The sequence below is a fragment of the Cytobacillus spartinae genome (assembly GCF_042865285.1).
In the GTDB taxonomy this organism is placed as follows: Bacteria; Bacillota; Bacilli; order Bacillales; family Cytobacillaceae; genus Robertmurraya_A; species Robertmurraya_A spartinae.
The window spans coordinates 44,453-65,513 of the sequence record NZ_JBIACK010000011.1 but is presented as its reverse complement, the minus strand read 5'-3'; the positions used below and the strand labels follow the sequence as shown (position 1 = coordinate 65,513).

Annotated in this window: 23 protein-coding genes and 1 riboswitch; of the genes, 6 read left to right on the top strand and 17 right to left on the bottom strand. The window is 36.0% G+C overall.

From position 1 onward, the window contains the following. Positions 1-23: 23 nt before the first annotated feature. The 7 genes from ACFYKX_RS19255 to ACFYKX_RS19225 form a co-directional block, all read right to left on the bottom strand. Complete coding sequence (locus tag ACFYKX_RS19255) at positions 24-1,004, bottom strand: HD domain-containing protein (protein WP_389362705.1); 981 nt, start codon at positions 1,002-1,004, stop codon at positions 24-26. Between the two features lie 218 nt (positions 1,005-1,222). Then, positions 1,223-2,479: an ATP-binding protein gene (locus tag ACFYKX_RS19250; protein ID WP_389362704.1), complete on the bottom strand. Its 1,257-nt coding sequence runs from the start codon at positions 2,477-2,479 to the stop codon at positions 1,223-1,225. 720 nt (positions 2,480-3,199) lie between these two features. Further along, positions 3,200-4,360, bottom strand: coding sequence for a CaiB/BaiF CoA transferase family protein (locus ACFYKX_RS19245; protein ID WP_389362703.1), 1,161 nt, complete (start codon positions 4,358-4,360; stop codon positions 3,200-3,202). A gap of 42 nt (positions 4,361-4,402) precedes the next feature. After that, the gene (locus ACFYKX_RS19240) at positions 4,403-5,176 is read right to left on the bottom strand and encodes an enoyl-CoA hydratase/isomerase family protein (protein ID WP_389362702.1); all 774 of its coding nucleotides are present in this window, start codon (positions 5,174-5,176) and stop codon (positions 4,403-4,405) included. Between the two features lie 17 nt (positions 5,177-5,193). Beyond that, positions 5,194-5,832, bottom strand: a complete 639-nt coding sequence (locus ACFYKX_RS19235) for a methionine ABC transporter permease (RefSeq protein WP_389362930.1) — start codon at positions 5,830-5,832, stop codon at positions 5,194-5,196. A gap of 36 nt (positions 5,833-5,868) precedes the next feature. Continuing rightward, positions 5,869-6,882, bottom strand: a complete 1,014-nt coding sequence (locus tag ACFYKX_RS19230) for a methionine ABC transporter ATP-binding protein (protein WP_389362701.1) — start codon at positions 6,880-6,882, stop codon at positions 5,869-5,871. A 69-nt stretch (positions 6,883-6,951) separates the two neighbouring features. Further along, complete coding sequence (locus ACFYKX_RS19225; RefSeq protein WP_389362700.1) at positions 6,952-7,767, bottom strand: MetQ/NlpA family ABC transporter substrate-binding protein; 816 nt, start codon at positions 7,765-7,767, stop codon at positions 6,952-6,954. Between the two features lie 152 nt (positions 7,768-7,919). Next, a riboswitch (SAM riboswitch) is annotated at positions 7,920-8,029 on the bottom strand. 180 nt (positions 8,030-8,209) lie between these two features. Between ACFYKX_RS19225 and ACFYKX_RS19220 the strand changes: the two genes are divergently transcribed. Next, positions 8,210-8,716 carry a PPC domain-containing DNA-binding protein gene (locus tag ACFYKX_RS19220; RefSeq protein ID WP_389362699.1) on the top strand — a complete coding sequence of 169 codons (507 nt, stop codon included), beginning with the start codon at positions 8,210-8,212 and terminating at the stop codon, positions 8,714-8,716. Between the two features lie 407 nt (positions 8,717-9,123). Here the strand turns inward: ACFYKX_RS19220 and ACFYKX_RS19215 are convergent, their stop codons facing one another. Both ACFYKX_RS19215 and ACFYKX_RS19210 read right to left on the bottom strand, forming a co-directional pair. Further along, on the bottom strand, positions 9,124-9,582 hold the full coding sequence (locus ACFYKX_RS19215) for an STAS domain-containing protein (protein ID WP_389362698.1): 459 nt from the start codon (positions 9,580-9,582) through the stop codon (positions 9,124-9,126). 134 nt (positions 9,583-9,716) lie between these two features. Continuing rightward, positions 9,717-11,885, bottom strand: coding sequence for a beta-propeller domain-containing protein (locus tag ACFYKX_RS19210; protein WP_389362697.1), 2,169 nt, complete (start codon positions 11,883-11,885; stop codon positions 9,717-9,719). Between the two features lie 187 nt (positions 11,886-12,072). Between ACFYKX_RS19210 and ACFYKX_RS19205 the strand changes: the two genes are divergently transcribed. Both ACFYKX_RS19205 and ACFYKX_RS19200 read left to right on the top strand, forming a co-directional pair. Next, the gene (locus tag ACFYKX_RS19205) at positions 12,073-12,537 is read left to right on the top strand and encodes a DinB family protein (protein ID WP_389362696.1); all 465 of its coding nucleotides are present in this window, start codon (positions 12,073-12,075) and stop codon (positions 12,535-12,537) included. Positions 12,538-12,626: 89 nt separating this feature from the next. Then, positions 12,627-13,523 (top strand): thermonuclease family protein, encoded by an 897-nt coding sequence (locus tag ACFYKX_RS19200; protein ID WP_389362695.1) that lies wholly within the window; start codon positions 12,627-12,629, stop codon positions 13,521-13,523. Positions 13,524-13,564: 41 nt separating this feature from the next. On the opposite strand, the gene ACFYKX_RS19195 is transcribed toward ACFYKX_RS19200, so the two are convergent. From ACFYKX_RS19195 to ACFYKX_RS19175, 5 genes are all read right to left on the bottom strand, one after another. After that, entirely contained in the window at positions 13,565-13,747 is a 183-nt protein-coding gene (locus tag ACFYKX_RS19195; protein ID WP_389362694.1) for a DUF4177 domain-containing protein, read from the bottom strand. A 10-nt stretch (positions 13,748-13,757) separates the two neighbouring features. Further along, positions 13,758-14,801, bottom strand: a complete 1,044-nt coding sequence (locus tag ACFYKX_RS19190; RefSeq protein WP_389362693.1) for a hypothetical protein — start codon at positions 14,799-14,801, stop codon at positions 13,758-13,760. Continuing rightward, positions 14,794-15,366 (bottom strand): sigma-70 family RNA polymerase sigma factor, encoded by a 573-nt coding sequence (locus tag ACFYKX_RS19185; RefSeq protein ID WP_389362692.1) that lies wholly within the window; start codon positions 15,364-15,366, stop codon positions 14,794-14,796. The genes ACFYKX_RS19190 and ACFYKX_RS19185 overlap by 8 nt, the downstream gene beginning before the upstream one ends. A gap of 98 nt (positions 15,367-15,464) precedes the next feature. Beyond that, a complete protein-coding gene (locus tag ACFYKX_RS19180) occupies positions 15,465-15,938 on the bottom strand; it encodes a GNAT family N-acetyltransferase (protein WP_389362691.1) in 474 nt (157 codons plus the stop codon). 2 nt (positions 15,939-15,940) lie between these two features. Beyond that, positions 15,941-16,378 (bottom strand): cytidine deaminase, encoded by a 438-nt coding sequence (locus ACFYKX_RS19175; protein ID WP_389362690.1) that lies wholly within the window; start codon positions 16,376-16,378, stop codon positions 15,941-15,943. 158 nt (positions 16,379-16,536) lie between these two features. On the opposite strand from ACFYKX_RS19175, the gene ACFYKX_RS19170 reads away from it, so the two are divergent. The 3 genes from ACFYKX_RS19170 (at position 16,537) to ACFYKX_RS19160 (ending at position 17,587) form a co-directional block, all read left to right on the top strand. Beyond that, positions 16,537-16,707, top strand: a complete 171-nt coding sequence (locus tag ACFYKX_RS19170; protein ID WP_389362689.1) for a hypothetical protein — start codon at positions 16,537-16,539, stop codon at positions 16,705-16,707. 168 nt (positions 16,708-16,875) lie between these two features. Continuing rightward, a complete protein-coding gene (locus tag ACFYKX_RS19165) occupies positions 16,876-17,301 on the top strand; it encodes a ferritin-like domain-containing protein (RefSeq protein ID WP_389362688.1) in 426 nt (141 codons plus the stop codon). 190 nt (positions 17,302-17,491) lie between these two features. Next, the gene (locus ACFYKX_RS19160) at positions 17,492-17,587 is read left to right on the top strand and encodes a YjcZ family sporulation protein (protein WP_389362687.1); all 96 of its coding nucleotides are present in this window, start codon (positions 17,492-17,494) and stop codon (positions 17,585-17,587) included. A 62-nt stretch (positions 17,588-17,649) separates the two neighbouring features. Here the strand turns inward: ACFYKX_RS19160 and ACFYKX_RS19155 are convergent, their stop codons facing one another. The 3 genes from ACFYKX_RS19155 to trpA all read right to left on the bottom strand — a co-directional run bounded on the left by ACFYKX_RS19155 (position 17,650) and on the right by trpA (position 21,060). Then, positions 17,650-18,753, bottom strand: coding sequence for an AI-2E family transporter (locus ACFYKX_RS19155; RefSeq protein WP_389362686.1), 1,104 nt, complete (start codon positions 18,751-18,753; stop codon positions 17,650-17,652). 323 nt (positions 18,754-19,076) lie between these two features. Continuing rightward, positions 19,077-19,880, bottom strand: coding sequence for an MBL fold metallo-hydrolase (locus tag ACFYKX_RS19150; RefSeq protein WP_389362685.1), 804 nt, complete (start codon positions 19,878-19,880; stop codon positions 19,077-19,079). A 397-nt stretch (positions 19,881-20,277) separates the two neighbouring features. Further along, positions 20,278-21,060 carry a tryptophan synthase subunit alpha gene (gene trpA, locus ACFYKX_RS19145; protein WP_389362684.1) on the bottom strand — a complete coding sequence of 261 codons (783 nt, stop codon included), beginning with the start codon at positions 21,058-21,060 and terminating at the stop codon, positions 20,278-20,280. Position 21,061: the final 1 nt, after the last annotated feature.

The window sequence follows — 21,061 nt, the reverse complement described above, 5'->3', positions numbered from 1 at the left end:
AAAAGGGCTGTGGTAAAGATTCCTTAATTACCTATTGATATATAGTAGCTTTTCTGTAGAGATCTAATTTCTTCCAATATCGAACTTGCCTTTTCATTTATAGTAGTTAACGGAACCCCATTAACCAATGGCGTTTTGTCATAAACCTTTTTAACTTCTACCTCAAACGCACCCTCTATCATATGGTCATGAACGGTGATGCACTCCGGATTCCAAAGAATCACAGACATAAGATTCTCTACTTCTTTAATATTGGAGTTTAGTAACAATTGAATTAATTCATTATTGGTTAGAGACTGGATAACGGTCCTGTCAACTTCCTTATGCTCTACATAAATCTCAATTGTTTTTGCAAGCAGTGCATCAATTCCTAAATTAATCGGATTAAGAAAACTCAAATGGTCTGCATAAATGGCTTTCAAAATGATAAAGGCTGTCTCTTCATCCGTTTCTACATATTTGTCATTAAACGTAATCCTTTTTAGTAAATTTGACGGTTGCTCCTGATATTTGCCGAGCATAAATGAATCCCTTACAAAACTATCTAGATGATCTGCAGATAGATAAGGAGTTTTATGTGAAAGTGGAGTGTCCTCATTTAAAAGTTCAATAATTCTATAGGGTGAAAATCCATATTTTTGTAAAATACTTGCAATTTCTTCAGAAAGAATTCTTTCCTCCGTTAGATGGTGATGGTTAAACCCCAGTGTTTTTTCTACAGCGTGAGAAAAAGGAAGATGACCTATATCATGAAGCAATGCAGCAATACGTAAATCTTTATCTTCCTTAAAAAAGGTAGAGATGACGGTCCAAACCCCAATCGTATGTTCATACCTAGTATGAGTAACAGGAGTAATAAGAGATGATGCACCGTAATGGGTAAGATGCTTTAATCTCCTTAATGTTTTACTTTTAAGAATTTCAAGTTCCCATGGAAAAGCTTGTGTTTCTGTTTGATATAATGAATCTCGAACTTTCTCTGTATCAGAGTAGACAAATAACATGGATTTTTCCCCCTTTGAAAAATATACTGCTAAACAAATGCACAAAAAGAAAAACCGATTTCATATCTGATTAGGATACGAAACCGGCCCATTTTACTATTTAATGAGAGTGATAGAGTTATCACGGTTTATCAGTTCGTGGATTGTTTAGTTTTTTTACCAAATATATGATGATTATACTATTTAATGGAAATCTGTCAACTCTTAAATGCAGACGATTATCTCTTAAAAGGAATAGAAATTTCAAAAGTGGTTCCGCTACCTAATGAGCTATGCACCTTTAAACCACCACCCATATCCTCAATAATCCTTAAGGAAACCATTAGCCCTAGGCCCGTCCCCTTCTCTTTGGTTGAGTAAAAAGGAAGTCCAAGGTTTTCTATTTGTTCTGGTTTCATACCTACACCATTATCAGATATAAGAATGATAACCTCCTTCTCATTTTGATCAAGAGTGATTGTAACCTCACCAATTCCTTTTGTCGCTTCAACTCCATTCTTAATTAGATTTACGAATAATTGTTGTATTCTCCCCGCCGATCCAATTATGTATGCTGGCTTCCGTTCTTGGAAGGTTAATTTAACATTTCTTAAGTTCGCATAGGATGATAGAGAATTGATTGACCTATTAATCTCAAAAGCTAAGTCAATTCGCTGCTGATCTTCTAATTTATACTCTCTTCCTAAGGAGAGGTAATCATCTATAATTGAATTGGCTCTGTTTAATTCATCTAAGGAAATCGTGACATATTGCCTTTCCTGTTCTGTTAAGTTTTTAGAGCTATACAATAATTGCATAAATCCTCGAATACTTGTCATTGGGTTTCTAATCTCATGTGCGACACTTGCAGCAAGCTGTCCTACTACATTTAACTTTTCTGCTCTATGTACTTCCCTAACTAGTTGCGTTTTTTCCTTGCTCAATTCAATAAGGTAAATCATCAACCACCCAACGATAGCGTTCTCCGCAATAAATATGATATAAATGATAGATTTAACATATGTAAAGGGTTCACCAATCATGATTGATCCTATAAAAGGAAGTGAGGTTGAAGCTATTAATAGAAAAGAGACTGAAAATGTTACTTTCTTTCTAAATGGCCAAATATGATATCGTTTTTTAAAAAATTGAATGACTAATAAAACAAGTAATAAATTAGCAAAGGCTGGAACCATGCCAATTCCACCAATTAAAAAACGGACGATGATAAAAAATACTGTAACAACTATTCCAACTAAATTCCCACCGTATATATAAGCAATAAACCATGGAACGAGTCTTAAGTCTAGGAAAATTCCTTCATTTATATCTATAGCAACTGTAAAGGAAAGCAGCATGGAGATTGCACAAGTTACTCCGAGCCAAATCCTCTTTTTCCTTTCATTGAAGCTATCCTTAACCATGGCTAGATATAAGACGACTGGAAACATGACCATCAATACTTGCAAAAGGATATCATCTAATTGAAATTCCATTCCTTCACCCTTCTCATAGAGGCTACTCTTTTTATATTCGACAACCGAAACAATTTCCCTTTCTTTGTAAATTAAATTTGTTTAGTGCGAATGCAGGTGCAGGTGTATTTTAGGAGAGAGGGTTCGCGGCTTAAAAGAGGGGTTTCCTGCCGCGTTGAATATAAAACAAGCTCCGGCGCGGATAGAAAGAGGGGGTTTCTTGCCGCGTTGAATATAAACCGAGCTCCTTCGCGGATGGAAGGAAGGGGTTTCTTGCCGCGTTGAATATAAATCGAGCTCCGGCGCGGATAGATAGAGGGGGTTTCTTGCCGCGTTGAACATAAAATGAGCTCCGGCGCGGATAGATAGAGGGGGTTTCTTGCCGCGTTGAACATAAAATGAGCTCCGGCGCGGATAGAAAGAGGGGGTTTCTTGCCGCGTTGAATATAAATCGAGCTCCATCGCGGATGGAAAGAGTAGGCTTCTTGCCGAGAAAATCGTAAAAGGCATCACTTCGCGGATAGAAACAGGTCTTTTCTTGCCGAGATGACCATAAAATAAGCCCGGACTCGGGTGGAAAACTATGTATTCTTACCAGAAAAATAGTATAAAGAGCCGAACCGCGGTTTAAAAAGGTTTACTCTACCCGTCAAAGACGTAAAAGGAGCAAATCACCTTCCTTCAAATCACAACTAACCCCCAATAAATTTAGGCCGTCTGCAACGGCCCTGTAATCTTCTTTTATGTCAATTGTTTAGTAATCCCTAATTCCTTCAATATTTCATCATTATGTTGACCTAGTGTAGGAGCAGGTCGTGAAAGTTTGCCTGGAGTTTTGGATAACTTAGCTGGGAAGCCTAGTGTATGTATTGGCCCGGCAATTGGATGTTCATAGTTTAAAATCATTTCTCTTTCATTAATATGGGGATCCTTTAAGGTCTGATCATATGAATAAATGGGTCCTGAAGGAATTCCATTTTCCTCTAGAATCTCAAGCCAGTAAGTTGAAGAATTTGTCTTTAGTACTTCTTCAATTAAACCTTCTAAATCATCCACATTTTCACTTCTTAAAGTATTTGTGCTGAAACGTACATCCTCTAACCACTCTGGTTTTCCCACTACCTTTAAGCAAAATGTTTCCCACAGCTTTTGATTGGCAGCACCGATTAGTATAAAACCATCTTTTGTTTGGAATCCTTGATACGGTGCCGCTGCTCGGTGAGCAGTTCCATTCCGTTTTGCTACTTCTCCTTTTCCAAAGTAAGCAGCAGCCTCCCACACAGTCCAAGCCAAACCAGATTCGACTAGAGAAACATCAATATATTGACCTTCATTTGTTTTTAATCGGTATATGTACGCTGATAGAATCGATTGAATAGCTGTTTGTGCTGCAGCAATATCATGAATGGCTATTCCTACCTTTACAGGCTTACCGTTTTTTTCTCCTGTCATGTCCATGATTCCTGACAAGCCCTGAGCCATAATATCAAAACCGCCCTTATGCTTATAAGGTCCTGTTTGACCATAGCCTGAAATAGAACAGTATATTAAAGCTGGGTTAATTCCCTTCAATGTTTCGTAATCAATTCCTAATTTAGCAGTAACTCCAGGTCTAAAATTCTCCACAAGTACATCTGCTGTTTTAATTAGTTCCAGAAGAACTTGTTTACCTTCATCACTTTTCAGATTGATACACATGCCTCTTTTATTACGATTAACCATCATGTACATATAACTTTCTTCATTTATATATGGTCCCATCGAGCGAGTATCATCACCCTTTGGATGCTTTTCAATCTTAATCACATCTGCTCCCATATCCGCAAGAACCATGGTACAATATGGGCCTGCTAAAATTTGGGATAAATCTATTACTTTCATTCCTGATAAAGCTTGGTTCAAAGAATTTACCCCCTCTTTCAAAAATCTCATATGACTAAAATTTTATAAAAAATTTGGTTTTCTTTTTTCTAAAAATGCTTGTATTCCTTCCTTATAATCATCTGAACTATAGGAATCTAGTACAAGTTTTGAAATATTTTCATCCTCACTCTGTGCTCCGTCCAATATGGATTGAATCACGCTCTTAATACCATTTGTAGACACAGAGGACTTTTCTGAAATCTGATTCGCAAGCTGAATAGCCTTCTCGTAAACTTCTTCCCCATCATACGCGTAGTCAATCAATCCGATTTGATGGGCCTCTTTTGCATTCATTAGCTTTCCCGTATAAAGTAACTCTTTCGTTTTTGATGGTCCTACAACATCTAACAGTCTTTTTGTACTCGTTAAATTATAAACAATCCCAAGTTTTGCAGCGGTTATCCCTAATAGGCTATCATCAGAAGCAAATCTGAAATCACACGCTAGCGCAATTTCCAACCCACCCCCTATCGCAAGCTTCCTAATAACTGCGATTGTGGGTTTTGGAAAACGATATAGTTTGTCAACGGCTTGTAAAGCAATATCATTATATTCCTTAGCTTTTTCTGTGGAAATCCGGTTTTCAAGGAATTCACTGATATCTGCACCGGCCGCAAACGCAGTGTCATCTACTCCACGTACGATTAATACTTTAATGGTTGGGTCTACTTCTAGCTCATATAATAACAGCGTCAGCTTTTTAAACATGCTTAAGGTTAAACTATTTTTCTTTTCTGGTCTGTTTAAAATCAGGGAAGCGATAGGTCCATTCTTTTCAATATATAGATCACCCATTACTCCACCTCCAATTCTTAGTCTCTTTTAAGACTTGCTGCAACTCGATTCCCAATCGTTTGAATCGCCTGAACAATTACAATTAATAAGAAAACAGTTGCATACATCACATCTACTTCGTAACGTAAATGTCCAAATCGATAAGCTAAATCACCTAGACCTCCAGCTCCAACAAGACCTGCCATTGCGGTAGCCCCTATCAAACTTACAGTTGCAATTGTTAGTCCTAATACAATAGAAGGTCTTGCTTCACGAAGCATGACGTTCCAAATAATATGCCTTGTTTTAATCCCCATCGCTTGATAAGCCTCAACAACACCTTTATCAACCTCCAACAGGGAGTTCTCCATTAGCCTAGATAAGTATGGTGCCGTATATATGACTAGTGGAACAATTACCCCTTTTACCCCAATAGTCGTACCAACGATAAATTTTGTAAAAGGTAAAATAAAGAATAATAGAATTATGAATGGCACTGATCGAATGATATTAATTAAAAGGTTCAAACCTTGGTACACCCATTTATTTTCTAGTGTTTGATTTGGCCTTGTTAAAACTAATAGAATACCAAGAGGAATTCCAATTAAAATCGATAGTATTAAAGAAATCGAAACCATCTGAAAGGTTTCAACTAACGATTCACCAATAATCGGAATCCATTGTTGTGTAAATGTCTCAAATCGTTCCAACGATTATCCCTCCAATTCCTCTAGTCCTACCCCATGATCTTTTAAAAACTGTTGCGCAGCTTTAACTTCATCCTGATCACCCACTAGATGAATGACTAGATTTCCAACAATACCATTTTTTAATTCAATGATATTAGCCGTAAGTATATTTGGCTTTACATTAAATTGTTTACTTACAAGTGATAGCAATGGTTGGCCTGTAGATTCGCCGACAAATGTCAGTCTTGTAACAGAGCCTGACAATTTAAGCTGATTAACAAGCGAAGGTGTTAATTTCCGTTGAGCAATCGTGTTAAGAAACTTCTTTGTGGTTTCCTTATTAGGTTTAGTAAACAGATCGATTGCGCTACCATGCTCTACGATTTCTCCATTTTCCATCACATACACATAGTCACAGATTTTCTGAATGACATTCATCTCATGTGTAATGAGTAGAATCGTAATCCCTAATTCTTCATTGATTTTTAACAATAAATCTAGAATGGAATCCGTAGTTTCAGGATCTAGTGCGCTTGTTGCTTCATCACTAAGAAGGATTTCGGGTTCTTGTGATAGTGCTCTTGCTATTGCTACCCTTTGCTTCTGACCGCCAGATAACTGTCCAGGATAGGCATTATGTTTATCTGATAAGCCAACGATATCCAAATACTTATTAACACGATTCTTTACTTCTTCGTTACTTATCCCGATTAGTTTTAATGGAATGGCAATGTTATCGTATACAGTAGCCGTCTTCAACAAGTTAAAACCTTGAAAAATCATCCCAATATTTGTTCTTTTCTCCCTTAGCTGATTTGGTGTAAAGGAAGTTAGTTCCTCACCGTTTATGTATACCTTACCGCTAGAAGGTTTTTCTAAAAGATTTACACAGCGAATGAGGGTACTTTTTCCTGCACCACTATAGCCAATAACTCCATGGATTTCCCCCTTCTTAACATGAAGGCTTACATCCTTAACCGCTTCAATCTTCCCTTTTTTAGACTGGAATACTTTTGTTACATTCTCTAAAACTATCATGTTGGTCACACCCTTTTAGAAAGAGGTGACGCATTAGACAGTATCTAATGGATCACCTCACAATTTTATTTACTCTTCCCAGCTTGGAATTACAGAACCACCAAATTCTTCAAGAATAAATTGCTTTACTTCTTCTGATTGATAAGCTTTTCGTAATTTCTCTAGAACAGGGTCATTTTTATTTTCTTCTCTAACTACTAAGAAGTTTACATATGGGGATTTCGGTGTTTCTAATAAAATTGAGTCATCTTTAGGACTTAAACCTGCTTCTAAAGCAAAGTTGGTATTAATTGCCGCTGCATCTAATTCACTTAATTGCTTCGGAATCTGTGCTGCATCTAATTCAATAAATTCAAGTTCTAACGGATTTTCTTCTAAGTCATAGATACTTGCTATTTCACGCTTATCTTCTTTAATTTTGATATAACCAGCTTCTTCTAGGATATATAGAGCACGAGATCCGTTTGTTGGGTCATTTGGCAAACCAAATTTTGCTCCTTTTGGAAGGTCATCAAAACTATCAAATTTATCAGAATAGATTCCCATTGGGTTCAAAATCGTCTTCCCAACTTCAACTAAATTCGTCTTATGATCTTCGTTAAATTTATCTAAAAATGGTTTATGTTGATAACTATTAACATCTAGCTCCCCTTCAGCTAAAGCTGTGTTTGGCATAATATAATCAGAGAATACAACTAACTCAAGTTCTAATCCGTCTTTAGCTGCCACCTCTGCTACTTTTTCAACAATTTGCTCATGAGGTCCAGAAGTTACCCCAATCTTGAGCTTCTTATCATTCAATTCACCAGATGCCCCTTCACTGCCACATCCTGCTAAAATTCCAACTAATAGTAAAACAGATAATAAAAACGATAATTTCTTCACGACTTCTCCTCCTTAATGTCTTAACGTCTTAATGTATTAAAGTCCACAGATACATTTATTCCTTGGTTCAATTACAACTTCCCTTTGAAAAAATAAAAAGCCTCCCTTCCAAAAGAAAGAGAGGCAAATACATACAAAATATGTTCGTCCCTCTCTCATCTTTCAAAACAATGTTTTGCAGGATTTAGCACCTTTTCATGTTCAACACATGAACGGTTGCCGAGCTTCATCGGGCCAGTCCCTCCGCTACTCTTGATAAGAGATATCAAAATATTAAATTATCAATCATTACTGCAGATTTACTTGCAGTAATTTCTTCATAGGGAAAATTTACAGGATATTTCAGATAATGTCAACAAGATTTTTTGAAATTTTCTTGATAGTGTAATAGTATGGTAGTCATATTTATAATATTCACAATTTTTTTAGAGGGGTGTATAAAGTGAATAGTACTAGTAGAATTCAGTATGCTACAGGAAACACCGGAAGAATAATTGCTGCGAGGCTTTTACCAAGCACGGATTTGCTGACAGGCATAGAAGATGTATGTAAGGAAAACAACATCAAGTATGCTTCAATTTTAAATTGCTTTGGGAGCTTCCAAAGATCTGGATACCTTTATTTAATTCCCAAATTAGAAACAAAAGCTGGAGCTGGTTATGGTGATTTAATAGAAGTAGATGGCCCCATTGAGTTCTTGGGGGGCACGGGAGTGGTTTGTCAAAGGGATGGTGAATATGAGGTTCACATACATGGTTCAATGTGTGATCAAGAAGGCAAGGTATTTGGTGGACATCTAGTAAAAGGGGAAAACAAAGTATTAACCGTTGATTTAGTTCTCATGGAAGTTGAGGATATTCACTTCTTTCGAAAGCTGGATGAGGAAACGAATCATTATCAGTTTTATCCTGTTAGCTCCGGACAAAGTAAGACTACATATTTAAAATAGTTAATATTATATCAATTAATTCACTATGATAAAAGAGGCTGGTATATAAGCATTTCAGTCAATCTGAAAACGAACAATATCTAAAATTAATCTTGAAACACTTGTTACTTATCAAGTTCAGTTTGTAGAACAAGTTCGTTCCATTGCGCTGCAGCCACTCGCTTTCCGCGGGGAGGAAGCTGAGCCTCTGGGGTCTCAGCCTTTCCTCTACTTCCCGCAGGAGTCGAGTGGCTTCCGCTCCATTCCACTAGTTCTTAATATGGTGTACAGAATCATCAACCAATCTTTTAAAAAACAAATAAAATTCCGAACTTTTAGGCGAAATATTCATAAGAATATTTCCTGATAGTTCGGGTTTATCAATAGTCTATCAAAGTATGTCCCAGCCTTTTGTTAATTTCAGATAGTTATTGCCTAGCAAAAACCAAATCATTTTTTTGCATCAAGTGCTTTAAAGCGGATTGAAATGTGCTATATGTTTCTGCTTTTAGTTCCACTCCTGATGATACGATTTCCTTAATTAGATGTGGCCTTAGACCAACGTAGTATGGTTTTATCCCCATTAAGTGTAAAGAATCTGATAGTTGCTGAAGCTCTTTTCCTAAAGCAGAAAGACCTAAGCTTTCAATCTTTTCAATTGTTATATCAGTAAAGTCTATAATGGCAAATTCAGTGTCATTCTGATGGATGTAGTTTAAAACTTTTGTTCTTATATTTTCAAATCGTTGTGAAAAGAGTAATCCTGTAATCGGCACTAGAATGGTTTTAGGAATGATGGATGGAATAATAGGTGCTGACATTTCCGAGATAATTTCCTCGTACTCTCTTATTTTCTTTTCAAGCATTAATATGTATTCATTACTCATTAGTTTCTCCCCTTCCCCTGCTATAACCCCGCTGAGCCTACTCTAAAAATAACATATTACTAAATATAACACTTTTTGGTAGTTAAATGTAAAAAAGGGAACCAAATTGCTCCCTTTTCACTCTAGATTTTTTGTTATCTTAGAGATAATTCATCCACTAAGTTATAATCAGATAATTGATGTGATGTGATTTTAGAAGGTGAGATTACATACAAAATTTCACCTATATATAATAATCTTTGAACTCCACTTTCCCATTCTTCATACGGAGACTTACCTTCCAAATGACTAATTTTAGTTTTTAATTGAAAGCCCTTATTTACGTCTATTTGATATACGTATGCACCCTGAAATTCAAATGTTTGTTCATACTGACTTCCTTCTACATTTTGATAAACATTAATTGGAAAACCAAATAGATTCTTTGACTTATTAAATAATAGCGCTTTATGATCATAGTTCAGTGGAGAATAAGTTCCTCTTCCACCAATTACCTCTGTGAACTTTTCTTTTGGATTGGTTACGTCCGTAATATCGAACATGGATATTTTCACGCCATTTGTTAAAACAAGAGGTTCATTAGAACCCTTTTGAGAGATCAATTTTGTATCGTGACCAAAGCCAATTAGATGGTTTTCATCATAAGGATGTAGGTAATTACTGAAACCAGGTATTTTAAGTTCTCCTAGTACGGATGGTTGATCTGGTTTAGAAGCATCAATTACGAACAATGGGTCCGTTTCCTTGAATGTAACGATATAAATTCGGTCCCCCATAAATCTAGCAGAATAGATTCTTTCTCCTTTCGCTAAATCTGTAAGTTCACCGACCTTGTTTAAATCCTTATCAAAAATAAACAAGTTATTATCAGAAGGTCTATCATTATCCCAGGTATTTCCTTTTGTTGTAGCTACACGAAAATAACCATTGTGCTCATCCATAGAAAATTGGTTTAAAATGGTTCCTTGTACCTCCGTTGAACTATGGTACTCCACATCTGTTCCGTTCACACCAAACTTATAGATGTTTGTATCCGGAGAATTAAATTCTCCTCGTTCCCCTATCATGTCTGACCAGTCTTCAACTGCTAAAAAAAGATTTTCTCTTGACATATATAGCTGCCTTCCACTACCTAAATAAGTTGTAATTGTAGCTTCGGATGAAGGCTTGTTTAGATCAAAGGAAGTGATAATTGTGTAATTACTCTCCTTCGAACTAGGGAAATATTGAATTTCATCATAGTCTATTAACTTAATCTCTTCACTTATGGCACTATCAGAGTATCGGGGCCGTAAATCATAGGTTTCATCTTCTTCTAAAACCCAATATTGTGGTTGATTATTAGTAATTAAATAAACAATATTATCAATTTTTCTACTCGAAACAAAGCCACCTTCGAGCAAAATTTCTCTTTCCACCTTTAAATTTTTAGGATCCTTAATATTGTATACAACCGCTTTCGTTGATTCGTAAATAGGGGCAATTTTAGAATCAACTGACTGCTTTGAGGAACTTTGCTTCATTTCTTCGTAACTATGGCCAATAACAACTAGTCGGTCGTTCTCGAGAAAAAGTTGATATGGTGAAAATGAGCGTTTAAAGTCGATGGTTGAATCTACTGACATATTTGTAGGAATGCTCGCATTAATTATGTTAATCTTTCCATCCACTACTTGAAAGATATGTGTACCATTCGTTTTCACTATATCTGACTCATCAACCCCTTGTACCTGTGTGTTCGTTTCTGATACATCAAGGGATTCTGAACTTTTTTCTGCTTCTGCCGATTCCTCCTTAACTCCATCCTCAGCAAAGAGCCTGAACTTCCTGTCCTTTTTTTGTTCTTCAATAATAGTTAAAAAATGTTTATTTAGTTTTTCTTTAGAACCAACAAGTGGCAATGTCTCTTTTACGACAAAAGAAATCTCTTTCTTAGCACCAAGTCCTCTACCATACAATGATTTAATCTCTTTCCCTAAATGAAGGGTGTATGACTCCGATGATAGGTCGTATCCCTCTTTCGGAGGTTGAACATTTAATGTTTTTAAGTCCTCACTCAAAAAAATAGTTGTCTGAACCTTTTCCCCGTTGGTATTTGTTACATAAACCGTTTGATCATTAATTGTATTTTTTTCTAGTTTCTCTGTGAACGTAAGTGTCCATACTTTATTGGATAACACAACTGTTTCTTCTTGTGCATATGCAGATACATTTTCTATTTTTAACTGTGTAACATATAAAATAGTCGATACAACCATTAGTATCATAAAGACCCCCATGATCCCTAACCCTTTTTTATACACTCAATCTCCTCCTTAGGAAATTTATACAAAACCTCTAAAATTTATCTTTACTGTAATTGACTACTTTTTCGTTAAGAAGGTTACAGTTTTGTTTCATAGAAATAAATGAATTTTTATGGAGGAATGGAACTATCAATCTTGAATACTATTTATAGTACCTACTTTAATTTAAAGGAGCGCTCTACAAATGAAAGCGATCGAATCGTATACTAAATACTTTTTAGCCCATCGAGAAGTGACTTTAGAGCTTGTGAAGAAGATTGAACAAGAAAACTATAGCTACCAACCAACACCTACTTCCATGACTGCAGAGAAGCTGGTTGCTCACATGGCTGTTTCTTTCTACAGCTTTGTTTCAGTAGTTAAAGGCGGCGATGCTTCTACAATGCGTCAGAGTATAAACCGCTCAGATTCCAATCTGTATGATTTTGCCAAAGATTTAACAAACCAAACGGTAGAAATCATTCAATCTCTAACGGAAGAAGAGTTAAATACTATTATTGATTTGACAAATAGTTTAGGGATAAAAGTAAAAGGTTCAAGGCTTTTACAAATTGCTATGGATCATGAAATCCATCATAAAGGAAGCCTGTTTGTTTATGTTCGTGAAATGGGACATACAGACTTACCGATGTTTGTTAGTAAAGGGTAATTCACGAGTCCAGCTAGTTCCTGCTAGCTGGATTTTTTCATTTTACATGTTAAAATAGAAAAACAAATAACACTGGGGGGTTCCTTGTTTTGCAGCTTGGTAGACATCTAGTCATGTTTTTCACTATTTTCATTTTGCTTTTACAGTTAAACTCTACTTCTTCTCTTGCGCACAATGGTGGAAGAGATGAACTAGGAGGGCACTTCAGAAACTCAAATTGTACATATTTATTGCACGAACCAACTGCATTAGCAAAAGAAGCACGTTCTATAGAAGAATTACTGCGGCTGATTCAGCAGTATAACAGCAATACAAAATGTGTATCTAACTTAACCATTGATAAAATAGATTTAGAAGGCTATAACTTAGAAAACATCCACGTAAGTTCTCCTGTAAGTCAATCAACCACTGACCTAATCTTAGGAGAGAAGTATGTTGCAATTTTAGAAAAGTGTACGGACGGTGACACGGCGAATTTTAATGTTAATGGAACTACATATAAAACTAGGTTTTTATATATTGATACACCAGAAAGTACGAATCAAATAGAGCCATACGGAAAAGAAGCAAGTGAGTATACTTGTGAATTTTTAAAAAAGGGGAAGATTACATTAGAGACAGATGGAAATACCCTCTTTGATAAGTATGACAGGTTACTTGCATGGGTCTGGGTTGATGGTTTACTTCATCAGGAGGAAATTACAAAGGCTGGGTTAGTTGAGGATTTCTATGATTATGGTAATTACAAGTATGAAGAACGAATTATAAGTGCAATGAAAGAGGCAAAAGAAGTGCCTAGAGGCATGTATGCTATGAATAAAGACGTTGTGGATGAGGACGTTACGGAACATGATCAGAAGGAAGTGAATCAAACTCCTTTAGATGAAACATCGAATGATTCAGAAGGGACTAGTATGACGCTAATCCTCTTTTTAGGTGGATTAATAGCTGCTTTTGTTATTATACTAATCGTTAAATTCATATAAGAAAATCCCTTTTGAATTTTATCTCAAAAGGGATTTTTATGTTATTCTTTCTTCCTTTCAAAAATAATCTCATAATCTGTCGGTTTCCCATGCCCGTTGTAGTGAGTAGGTAGAACTTGCACAAGTCTCCACCCTTCCTTTGCGTGCTCATCGATTGTTTCGCGATGAGTTGAGTCGGAAAAGAACCCTCCTAAATTTGTATGAACATATTTATACTCGTACATCTTATTCCTCCTAATAAACGGTATTGATTGTTTCCCCATTTTCGGTTAGGCTGTACATCATTATTTCACCGTGGTCGTTATAAACCATATGCATCCCCACCGCGTTTGAGTTGGCATCCATTCCAAAGCTTATTTGTAGATGAATATCACCATTTTTAAAAGCTTCTGTAATATCGTGTTGCGGCTCGGGTCTTTTGTAGTTTTCAGTTGTTAAAAAGTCAAAAGTTAAGAAATATTTTGCTCCACCATCCCCACTACCCGGGTCTGGATATTCAAAGTAGTCATGTCCCCACGTTTCTAAAATTTCATCTCGGCTCATTCCTAAACGAAATGAATTTTTTGCTTCCTCCACTGCTTTATTAATAGAAGGATAAAGACTATATTCATCTAGTGTAACCTTGCGTGGGCGATTAAAATAATCCTCTTCATCAATGGTAGCTTCTATTTCGCTTGTTAAATGCAAATAAATGTTTCTGACTAAGTCACCTGAATAGTCATCACTATATTTTAATGTAATCGTAACACTGGGTTCCGCCTGACTACTCATAAAGTTAATCACCTCAAATGTATCATAGTTCATACTTTCATATGCACTAATTAGATACTCCATTTGTTGATCACTGTTAAGACCCCTAATGTATTCCTTAAGTTTATTTGTGTCTTTTCTTTTAAGAGCCTCCAAATAGAAAATAAATTCCTTACTGTGCAGCTCTGATTCAATTTCCTGGAATAACTTATCATATATAAGTTGATATTGATTATTTTCAGAAACAAGCTGTTCAAAATTATATTCCTCTTCTTTAGGCGAATGAACAACTGGTTTGTCAGTATCATGGTTTTGTGGGGAGAAGATAGATGAATTTGATAACACCAGCAACATGGCTACACCTAGAGTGACTATACTAACGATACCGTATTTTAAGGGTACCCACTTAGTTCGTCTAGAGTTTGCATGTAGTTTTTCCTTAACACCTCTATGAATGTTCTTATAAATCTCTTCATTATAGTATTGATGATCCATATAATCTTTCGCATCCTTTAGCTTCTTATCCATGCAGATCACCACCCTCTAAATCAATTATTCCTTTTAGTTTCTCTCTTCCTCTTGATAACCTAGTCTTGACAGTATTAACGCTAATTTGTAGAGATATTGCGATTTCTTCAACCTTCAAATCGTAAAAGTAGAATAAGATGATTACTTCTCTGTATCTTGTTGATAGTGATAGAACTGTCCCTAATAGTTCTTCTTTTTCAAGGTTATTAAAAACTTTTTGTTCTGTAGAATGCTCATCTGAGAATCGGTCAAAGAACATGATTGGAAACTTTAAAATATTGAAATTTCTTTTTCTTAAAAAATCTTTAGCTGTATTGACCGTAATTCTATAAATCCAGGTTTTAATACTTGAGTCTCCTCGAAAACTGTCCATATTGTTGTAGCACTTTATAAACACCTCTTGGGAAATGTCCTCTGCAAAACCTTGATCTTTTACAAATGAATAAGCTAGTAAATATACGTCTTTTGTATACTCTTTCATGATTTCATCTATTGCTTTATCTTTATCAGACAGATCTATAAGATTTCTATAAGAGTCTAGCTTTATGATTTTTTCATCTTCCATTGCTTCCCCTCCTTTTTCAACCCTTTAGACTCTAAATAGAAAATTTTGGTTTCACTTTTAGAAAAAAAAATGAAGCACTACCAGCGGTAATGCTTTCTTTAGTCCAATTTCTTATAGAATAAAACGCGATCGCTTCCTTTTCCATCGTAGTTTTTATGTATATATACACCATCTTGCTTTGTTTCAGAAGGTTCAATTTCAAATCCTAAAGCTGTATGGAACGATATTGAGTTTTTATTAATAGGTGAAGTAACACAACACACCTTATCACATTGCAGTTCTTTTACTTTTGAAAAAAAATGATGGTAAAGCTTAGCTCCTAGTCCAGTCTTTCGAAATGACGGATTTACTCCTACAAAATGAATATACGCTTCTTCAGTTTTTGACTGTGATACAAAACCGATTAAAAAAGCAGCCACTTCTCCTGAATCCTCCATAATAAAACTAGTACTCTGAAAGTGATCAAAAAATAGTTTTGGAAGCATATCAGCCATACTTCTTCCACCCCACCAATCATCTACTACCGAAATAATTGGTAAATAATCCTCTGAACGTACATTTCTAATTTCCACTCTTATCCCCCTAAGTGATTTGATCTTTTATATTTAAACGGAAGGAGCTCGGATGTATGAACTTTCGCTACTTCATGTTCAAAAGGCATAATAACTTGAATATCTTCACCGTAGTCATTTAATAACTCTCTACACATCCCACATGGACTAACCACTTTAATTTCCTGATTTTCCTCTTCAACATCCGGGTGACGGACAGCTACGATCGCATCAAATTCATTAAAACCTTCTGAAATCGCCTTTCCTATCACAATGGCCTCAGCGCAAACTGTAATTCTTCCAATATAGGCTTCAATGTGTACCGCAGATATAATTTCCCCTGTTTTAGTTCGTAGAGCAGCTCCTACATGGTGACGTCCATCCTTATATAATTTCTTTATCGTATTTTGGGCAACTGTTATAAGTTCTTCATCTTCTATTGTTATCTTTTGAATGTTCATATCCATTTCCCCCGACATAATAATTGTAAATTATACCATCTACTTCAAATTAGATGTTAATTTTTGTTGATTCAGCTGTCTTTGTGGAGAAAGTCACTTACTTTATTACAAATTATTGTTATGATACCTGAGACAACATTTTAGAAAAGAGGATTATTATGGACTATGATGTTGACGAAATCAGTAAGACTATTTTTAAAGAAATTATAAAAATCAGAAATCAGATTGCTTCCATTCTATATCACGACGGTCCGGCTAACCCAAAAATAAATGAACTAACGGACAAAATAGACGCATTACTAGAGCAATACAGAAGGTATAGCAATTGAGTCCACGTTATATGATAAATTCTTGTCAAGTACATCCGTTTACTTGGCTTTTTTTATACCCAACATGCTTCCACGCTGTGTTTTAACAGGAAATGTCACCTTACACCATTTACCATTGGATAACAAACCCACCCATTGGAAAAATTACTGATGTAGGAGGTGATTTAATTGTACGATACGGCTATTAAAGAATTAAATGCTTTTCTTAAAGGTCAATACATGGGCATTCATGCATATGAACATTTAATACAGAGTACGGATGACTTTTACATAAAAAAAGAACTCCAGGAAATACAAAAGGATCATAAAATCCATGCGATGAGAGTGGCTGAGCGCATTCAAAATCTCGGAGGCACTCCTGTCGATGATGAGGGATTTATCGGATCTATTCAAGAATTTATGAGTAGATGGACAACACCTACCGCCACAGATGATATCCTAAGAACCGCCTTAAAAGGAGAAGATTTTTACGGAATTCAAATGTCTCATGAAATTGTAAAGGGAGACTTAGACCCACAGAGTCAGCAATTAGTAGATGAGATTCTTCATCATGATCAAAAACATGTAGATCGTTTGAGGAACTTACTCCAATAAAGTAAACGACCGCCTTTTAGAATGGGCGGTCGTTTTGTGTTATTTACTCTTACAGAAACCAAAATACAAAAGTGTGTGTATGGACTAGTCCTCCTGTCCATACACTTTGTTATTACATACATAAACTATAATATCGATGGGAAAAGCTTATTTAGCCTTACCATCAGTTATTCCATACGGAGGTGATATCATGGGTCATGGCGGTGGATACAACAATAGCTTTGCGTTAATTGTTGTTCTATTTATTTTGTTGATCATTGTTGGTGCTGCGTATATTGGATATTAATTAATCTTCGTAAAGAACCAGTTTGTTTCAAGCGCCTTTATGGCGCTTTTTTTATGAATAAATCACTCTTGGTTAATCTTATATATTTTGATAATTCGGGTAATCAGTACTTTAACTATTGAGTAAACAGGAATTACAAAGATTACACCAAGTAAGCCAACTAAATTCCCAGCTGTCAAAATTAATACAATGATGGTTAAGGGATGGATGTTTAATGTTTTTCCCATAACCTGCGGAGAAATAACATTTCCTTCAATCTGTTGAGCGATTACCATAATGATGGCTACATATAACACCATAATCGGTTCCTGAAATAATGCTACTAATAAAGCGGGGATAACCGCTATGAAAGGTCCTAAAAATGGAATTACATTTGTTAACATTCCGAATAGAGCCAACACAAGTGAGTAATTTAGTCCTATGACTAAGTAACCAACATACAGGAGTGCTCCAACGATAAAACTGACTAGCATCTGTCCCTGAATATAAGAAGAGATGGTTTTATCCATATCCTTTAAGATTTCCTTGATTTCATCTTGCTTTGATTTTTTAAAAAAGTTTGTCACACTTGGTGAAAAACGGTGGCCATCCTTTAACATATAAAATAAGATAAATGGAACTAGCACTAGGTAGAAGATAGTATTAACAAAGCCGCCAATAAAACCGAAAACGCCCAATATCCCATTTGCAATATTTCCAATATTATTTTTTACCCGCTGTTCTAGTTCTGTACTTGCATTTAATATCGCTTCTTGAACAAAATCAGGGAAAGTACTACGATTCACTTGAACATATTTAATCCACTCTGTTACAGTCGAAACCATAGCAGGTAGGTTGTCTACAAAAGTTTCAAGCTGATCATTGATGATTGGTCCTACCAACCTAATTAGAAGATAAATAAATAAAGTAATTGCCAAGTACGCTCCAAGTATAGCAATCCATTTAGGAACCTTTTTACTTTCCAGCCACCTAACTAGTGGTCTACATAAATAAAATAATATGCCTGCTAAAACAAAAGGTAGAAAGATGGTTTGTACGAAGATCCATAAAGGGACTAGAATAAACTGATTTACTTTTAATAATAAAACGATTAGTAAAAATAATATAATGGCCACCATATACCTAAACCATTTTTTCTCTGTCAACGGCATAACTGTTAAACACATCCTATTCTTCCAGCTTTTACTCTTTTTAATATAACAGCTACTACTTTCTATTGCCAATAATATCAATCAGTTGCTAGTTTAGGAAGCGCTTAAAAATACAAAAACATAAAGACCTTAGCTGCAAATGAACTAAGGTCTTTCGTTGACTTCTCTTAAGGCTGTTTTCGCATAGATTGTTACTATTCGTATAGGGACTCCAATACCGTTTCTATGCTGTTTCGTGGCATCTTTTCTCGCAAAATAAAGAAATCAGCACCATAATACGTTGAAAAAAGTAGCTTAAAGTATTTAAAAAGCAACAAAATTTACGAAATGAGCCTTTCTTAATGAACATACCTTCCATGCTTCGGGACTACTATGTGGTCATATTCTTCAACGAGCTTGTTTATTCCCGCTGTTAATTCTGATCCAGCCATTGGTTTACCATGTCCTGTCAGAGCAATCCGTGGCTGCAGAGCATGCAACTTTCTTATTGATACCTCGGCCGTTTCCCAGTCAGGAGTAAAATATGCTGGAGGACCATGGATCTCTTTTGTTTGATTGAGTACGGCTAGAGCAGATTCTTGCTTAACAGTGATAAATGCATCACCGACAATGATCAACTTGTCAGTATCCCTGAATAACGAAATATGCCCTTGTGTATGACCAGGAGTATGAATATATCTCCAATCAGGCATCTCAGGAATCGTTCCATTTTCAGGAAGCTCTCGTACCCGCTCACCTAAATTAATTGCCTTTCTAGGGTATAAAGGAGATAGTAAAGACATTAATCCCATTCCTACCGAAGGATCTGGTGGTAGGTAATTTTTCTCCCCTGTTAAGAAAGGCAGTTCCTCTTTATGAGCATAAACAGGTATATCCCATTGATTTAGTAAGTATTTCAATCCACCTACATGATCGAAATGGCCATGTGTTAGAACGATTGCAATAGGCTTCTTTCCCTTTCCCATAACCCGCTCAGCACATCTTTTTATAAAAGGGCCGGAAAAGGGAACACCTGCGTCAACGATTACCCATTCATCTCTGGAGTCACCACATCCCCCAACAATTGCGATATTAGCAATCGCTGTTCTAAACCCATAGACACCCTCAGCAACCTTATGCTCGTTCAGTTCCTCTTTATCCATTATTTACACCTCCCATCCATTTCGTATTATTCCAAGAAGGTGTATATCTCATGTTAGGAGGTTAGAGGATAAAATTGTTTTTGACCGCATTTTGCATGTACAACCCAATATTCGTGTTAACTTTGAATCTTAGTGACCTTTTTTCGCGCGCTCAGTAGTTTTTTTGCACTAACTCTAAATGTCAATGACGGTTTTTCGCATGCACAGTTATATTTCTGCATTAACTTTAAATGTTAGTGCCTTTTTTTCGCATACACAGTAATTTTTTTGCACTAACCTTAAATGTTAATGACCTTTTTTGGCACGTACCACACAATATGGTTAATAACTTAATTTCCAACTTTTAGTTCTCTTGTGGCACCTTAGTTAGTAATAAACCTAGCACCATCTACCTCTACTATCCCACGTTAACTTCCTTAAAAGCTTGCACTAATTTGGCAATCTCATCATGCTTATTCTCGTGGAACAGCTCAACAATTTTACTTCCTACTACTACCCCATCACAAAATTGGCTCATTTCTACTACTTGCTCAGGAGTTGAGATTCCAAACCCAGCAAGGACTGGAATAGGACTAACTTCTTTAAGTCTATTGAGGTAATCTCCAATAGATTCATTAAAGGTCGTTCTAGCACCAGTAATTCCAGTGACAGTTACTGCGTATAAAAAGCCGTTTCCTCTTTTAGAGATGGCTTCAATTCTTTCTATTGGACTAGTCAATGTAACTAAGCGGATTAATTCCATACCCGCATCCTCTAAATGAGGAGCAATCATTTCCTCTTCTTCAATCGGTAAATCTGGAATAATGCAACCGTCAACCCCAGCTTTTTTTGCTTCAATAATAAAGGAGCCTATTCCATACGCGTAGATGGGATTCATGTAAGTCATTAAGACAAGTGGAATGGAAACAATTGGACGAAGTTCGGCTACTGCCTGTAGAACATCTTTAAGAGTTACACCTTCCTTTAAAGCTCTAATGCCTGCATCTTGTATAGTTGGTCCATCTGCAACTGGATCGGAGAAAGGGATCCCAATTTCTATCGCGGTTGCTCCACACTTTTCTAAAAAGATCACTCGGTCCTTAAAGCCGTTAATTCCACCGTCACCAGCCATTATATAAGGGACAAACGCCTTTTCGTTATTTGCTCTTAATTCTTGAAATGTTTTTTGTAATCGGTTCATT

Excerpts from the sequence above, each read along its gene's own strand:
- ACFYKX_RS19255 (WP_389362705.1), bottom strand. The coding sequence starts at position 1,004 with ATGTTATTTGTCTACTCTGATACAGAGAAAGTTCGAGATTCATTATAT.
- ACFYKX_RS19250 (WP_389362704.1), bottom strand. The coding sequence starts at position 2,479 with ATGGAATTTCAATTAGATGATATCCTTTTGCAAGTATTGATGGTCATG.
- ACFYKX_RS19240 (WP_389362702.1), bottom strand. The coding sequence starts at position 5,176 with ATGGGTGATCTATATATTGAAAAGAATGGACCTATCGCTTCCCTGATT.
- ACFYKX_RS19230 (WP_389362701.1), bottom strand. The coding sequence starts at position 6,882 with ATGATAGTTTTAGAGAATGTAACAAAAGTATTCCAGTCTAAAAAAGGG.
- ACFYKX_RS19215 (WP_389362698.1), bottom strand. The coding sequence starts at position 9,582 with ATGAGTAATGAATACATATTAATGCTTGAAAAGAAAATAAGAGAGTAC.
- ACFYKX_RS19205 (WP_389362696.1), top strand. The coding sequence starts at position 12,073 with ATGAAAGCGATCGAATCGTATACTAAATACTTTTTAGCCCATCGAGAA.
- ACFYKX_RS19195 (WP_389362694.1), bottom strand. The coding sequence starts at position 13,747 with ATGTACGAGTATAAATATGTTCATACAAATTTAGGAGGGTTCTTTTCC.
- ACFYKX_RS19190 (WP_389362693.1), bottom strand. The coding sequence starts at position 14,801 with ATGGATAAGAAGCTAAAGGATGCGAAAGATTATATGGATCATCAATAC.
- ACFYKX_RS19185 (WP_389362692.1), bottom strand. The coding sequence starts at position 15,366 with ATGGAAGATGAAAAAATCATAAAGCTAGACTCTTATAGAAATCTTATA.
- ACFYKX_RS19175 (WP_389362690.1), bottom strand. The coding sequence starts at position 16,378 with ATGAACATTCAAAAGATAACAATAGAAGATGAAGAACTTATAACAGTT.
- ACFYKX_RS19170 (WP_389362689.1), top strand. The coding sequence starts at position 16,537 with ATGGACTATGATGTTGACGAAATCAGTAAGACTATTTTTAAAGAAATT.
- ACFYKX_RS19160 (WP_389362687.1), top strand. The coding sequence starts at position 17,492 with ATGGGTCATGGCGGTGGATACAACAATAGCTTTGCGTTAATTGTTGTT.
- ACFYKX_RS19155 (WP_389362686.1), bottom strand. The coding sequence starts at position 18,753 with ATGTGTTTAACAGTTATGCCGTTGACAGAGAAAAAATGGTTTAGGTAT.
- ACFYKX_RS19150 (WP_389362685.1), bottom strand. The coding sequence starts at position 19,880 with ATGGATAAAGAGGAACTGAACGAGCATAAGGTTGCTGAGGGTGTCTAT.
- trpA (WP_389362684.1), bottom strand. The coding sequence starts at position 21,060 with ATGAACCGATTACAAAAAACATTTCAAGAATTAAGAGCAAATAACGAA.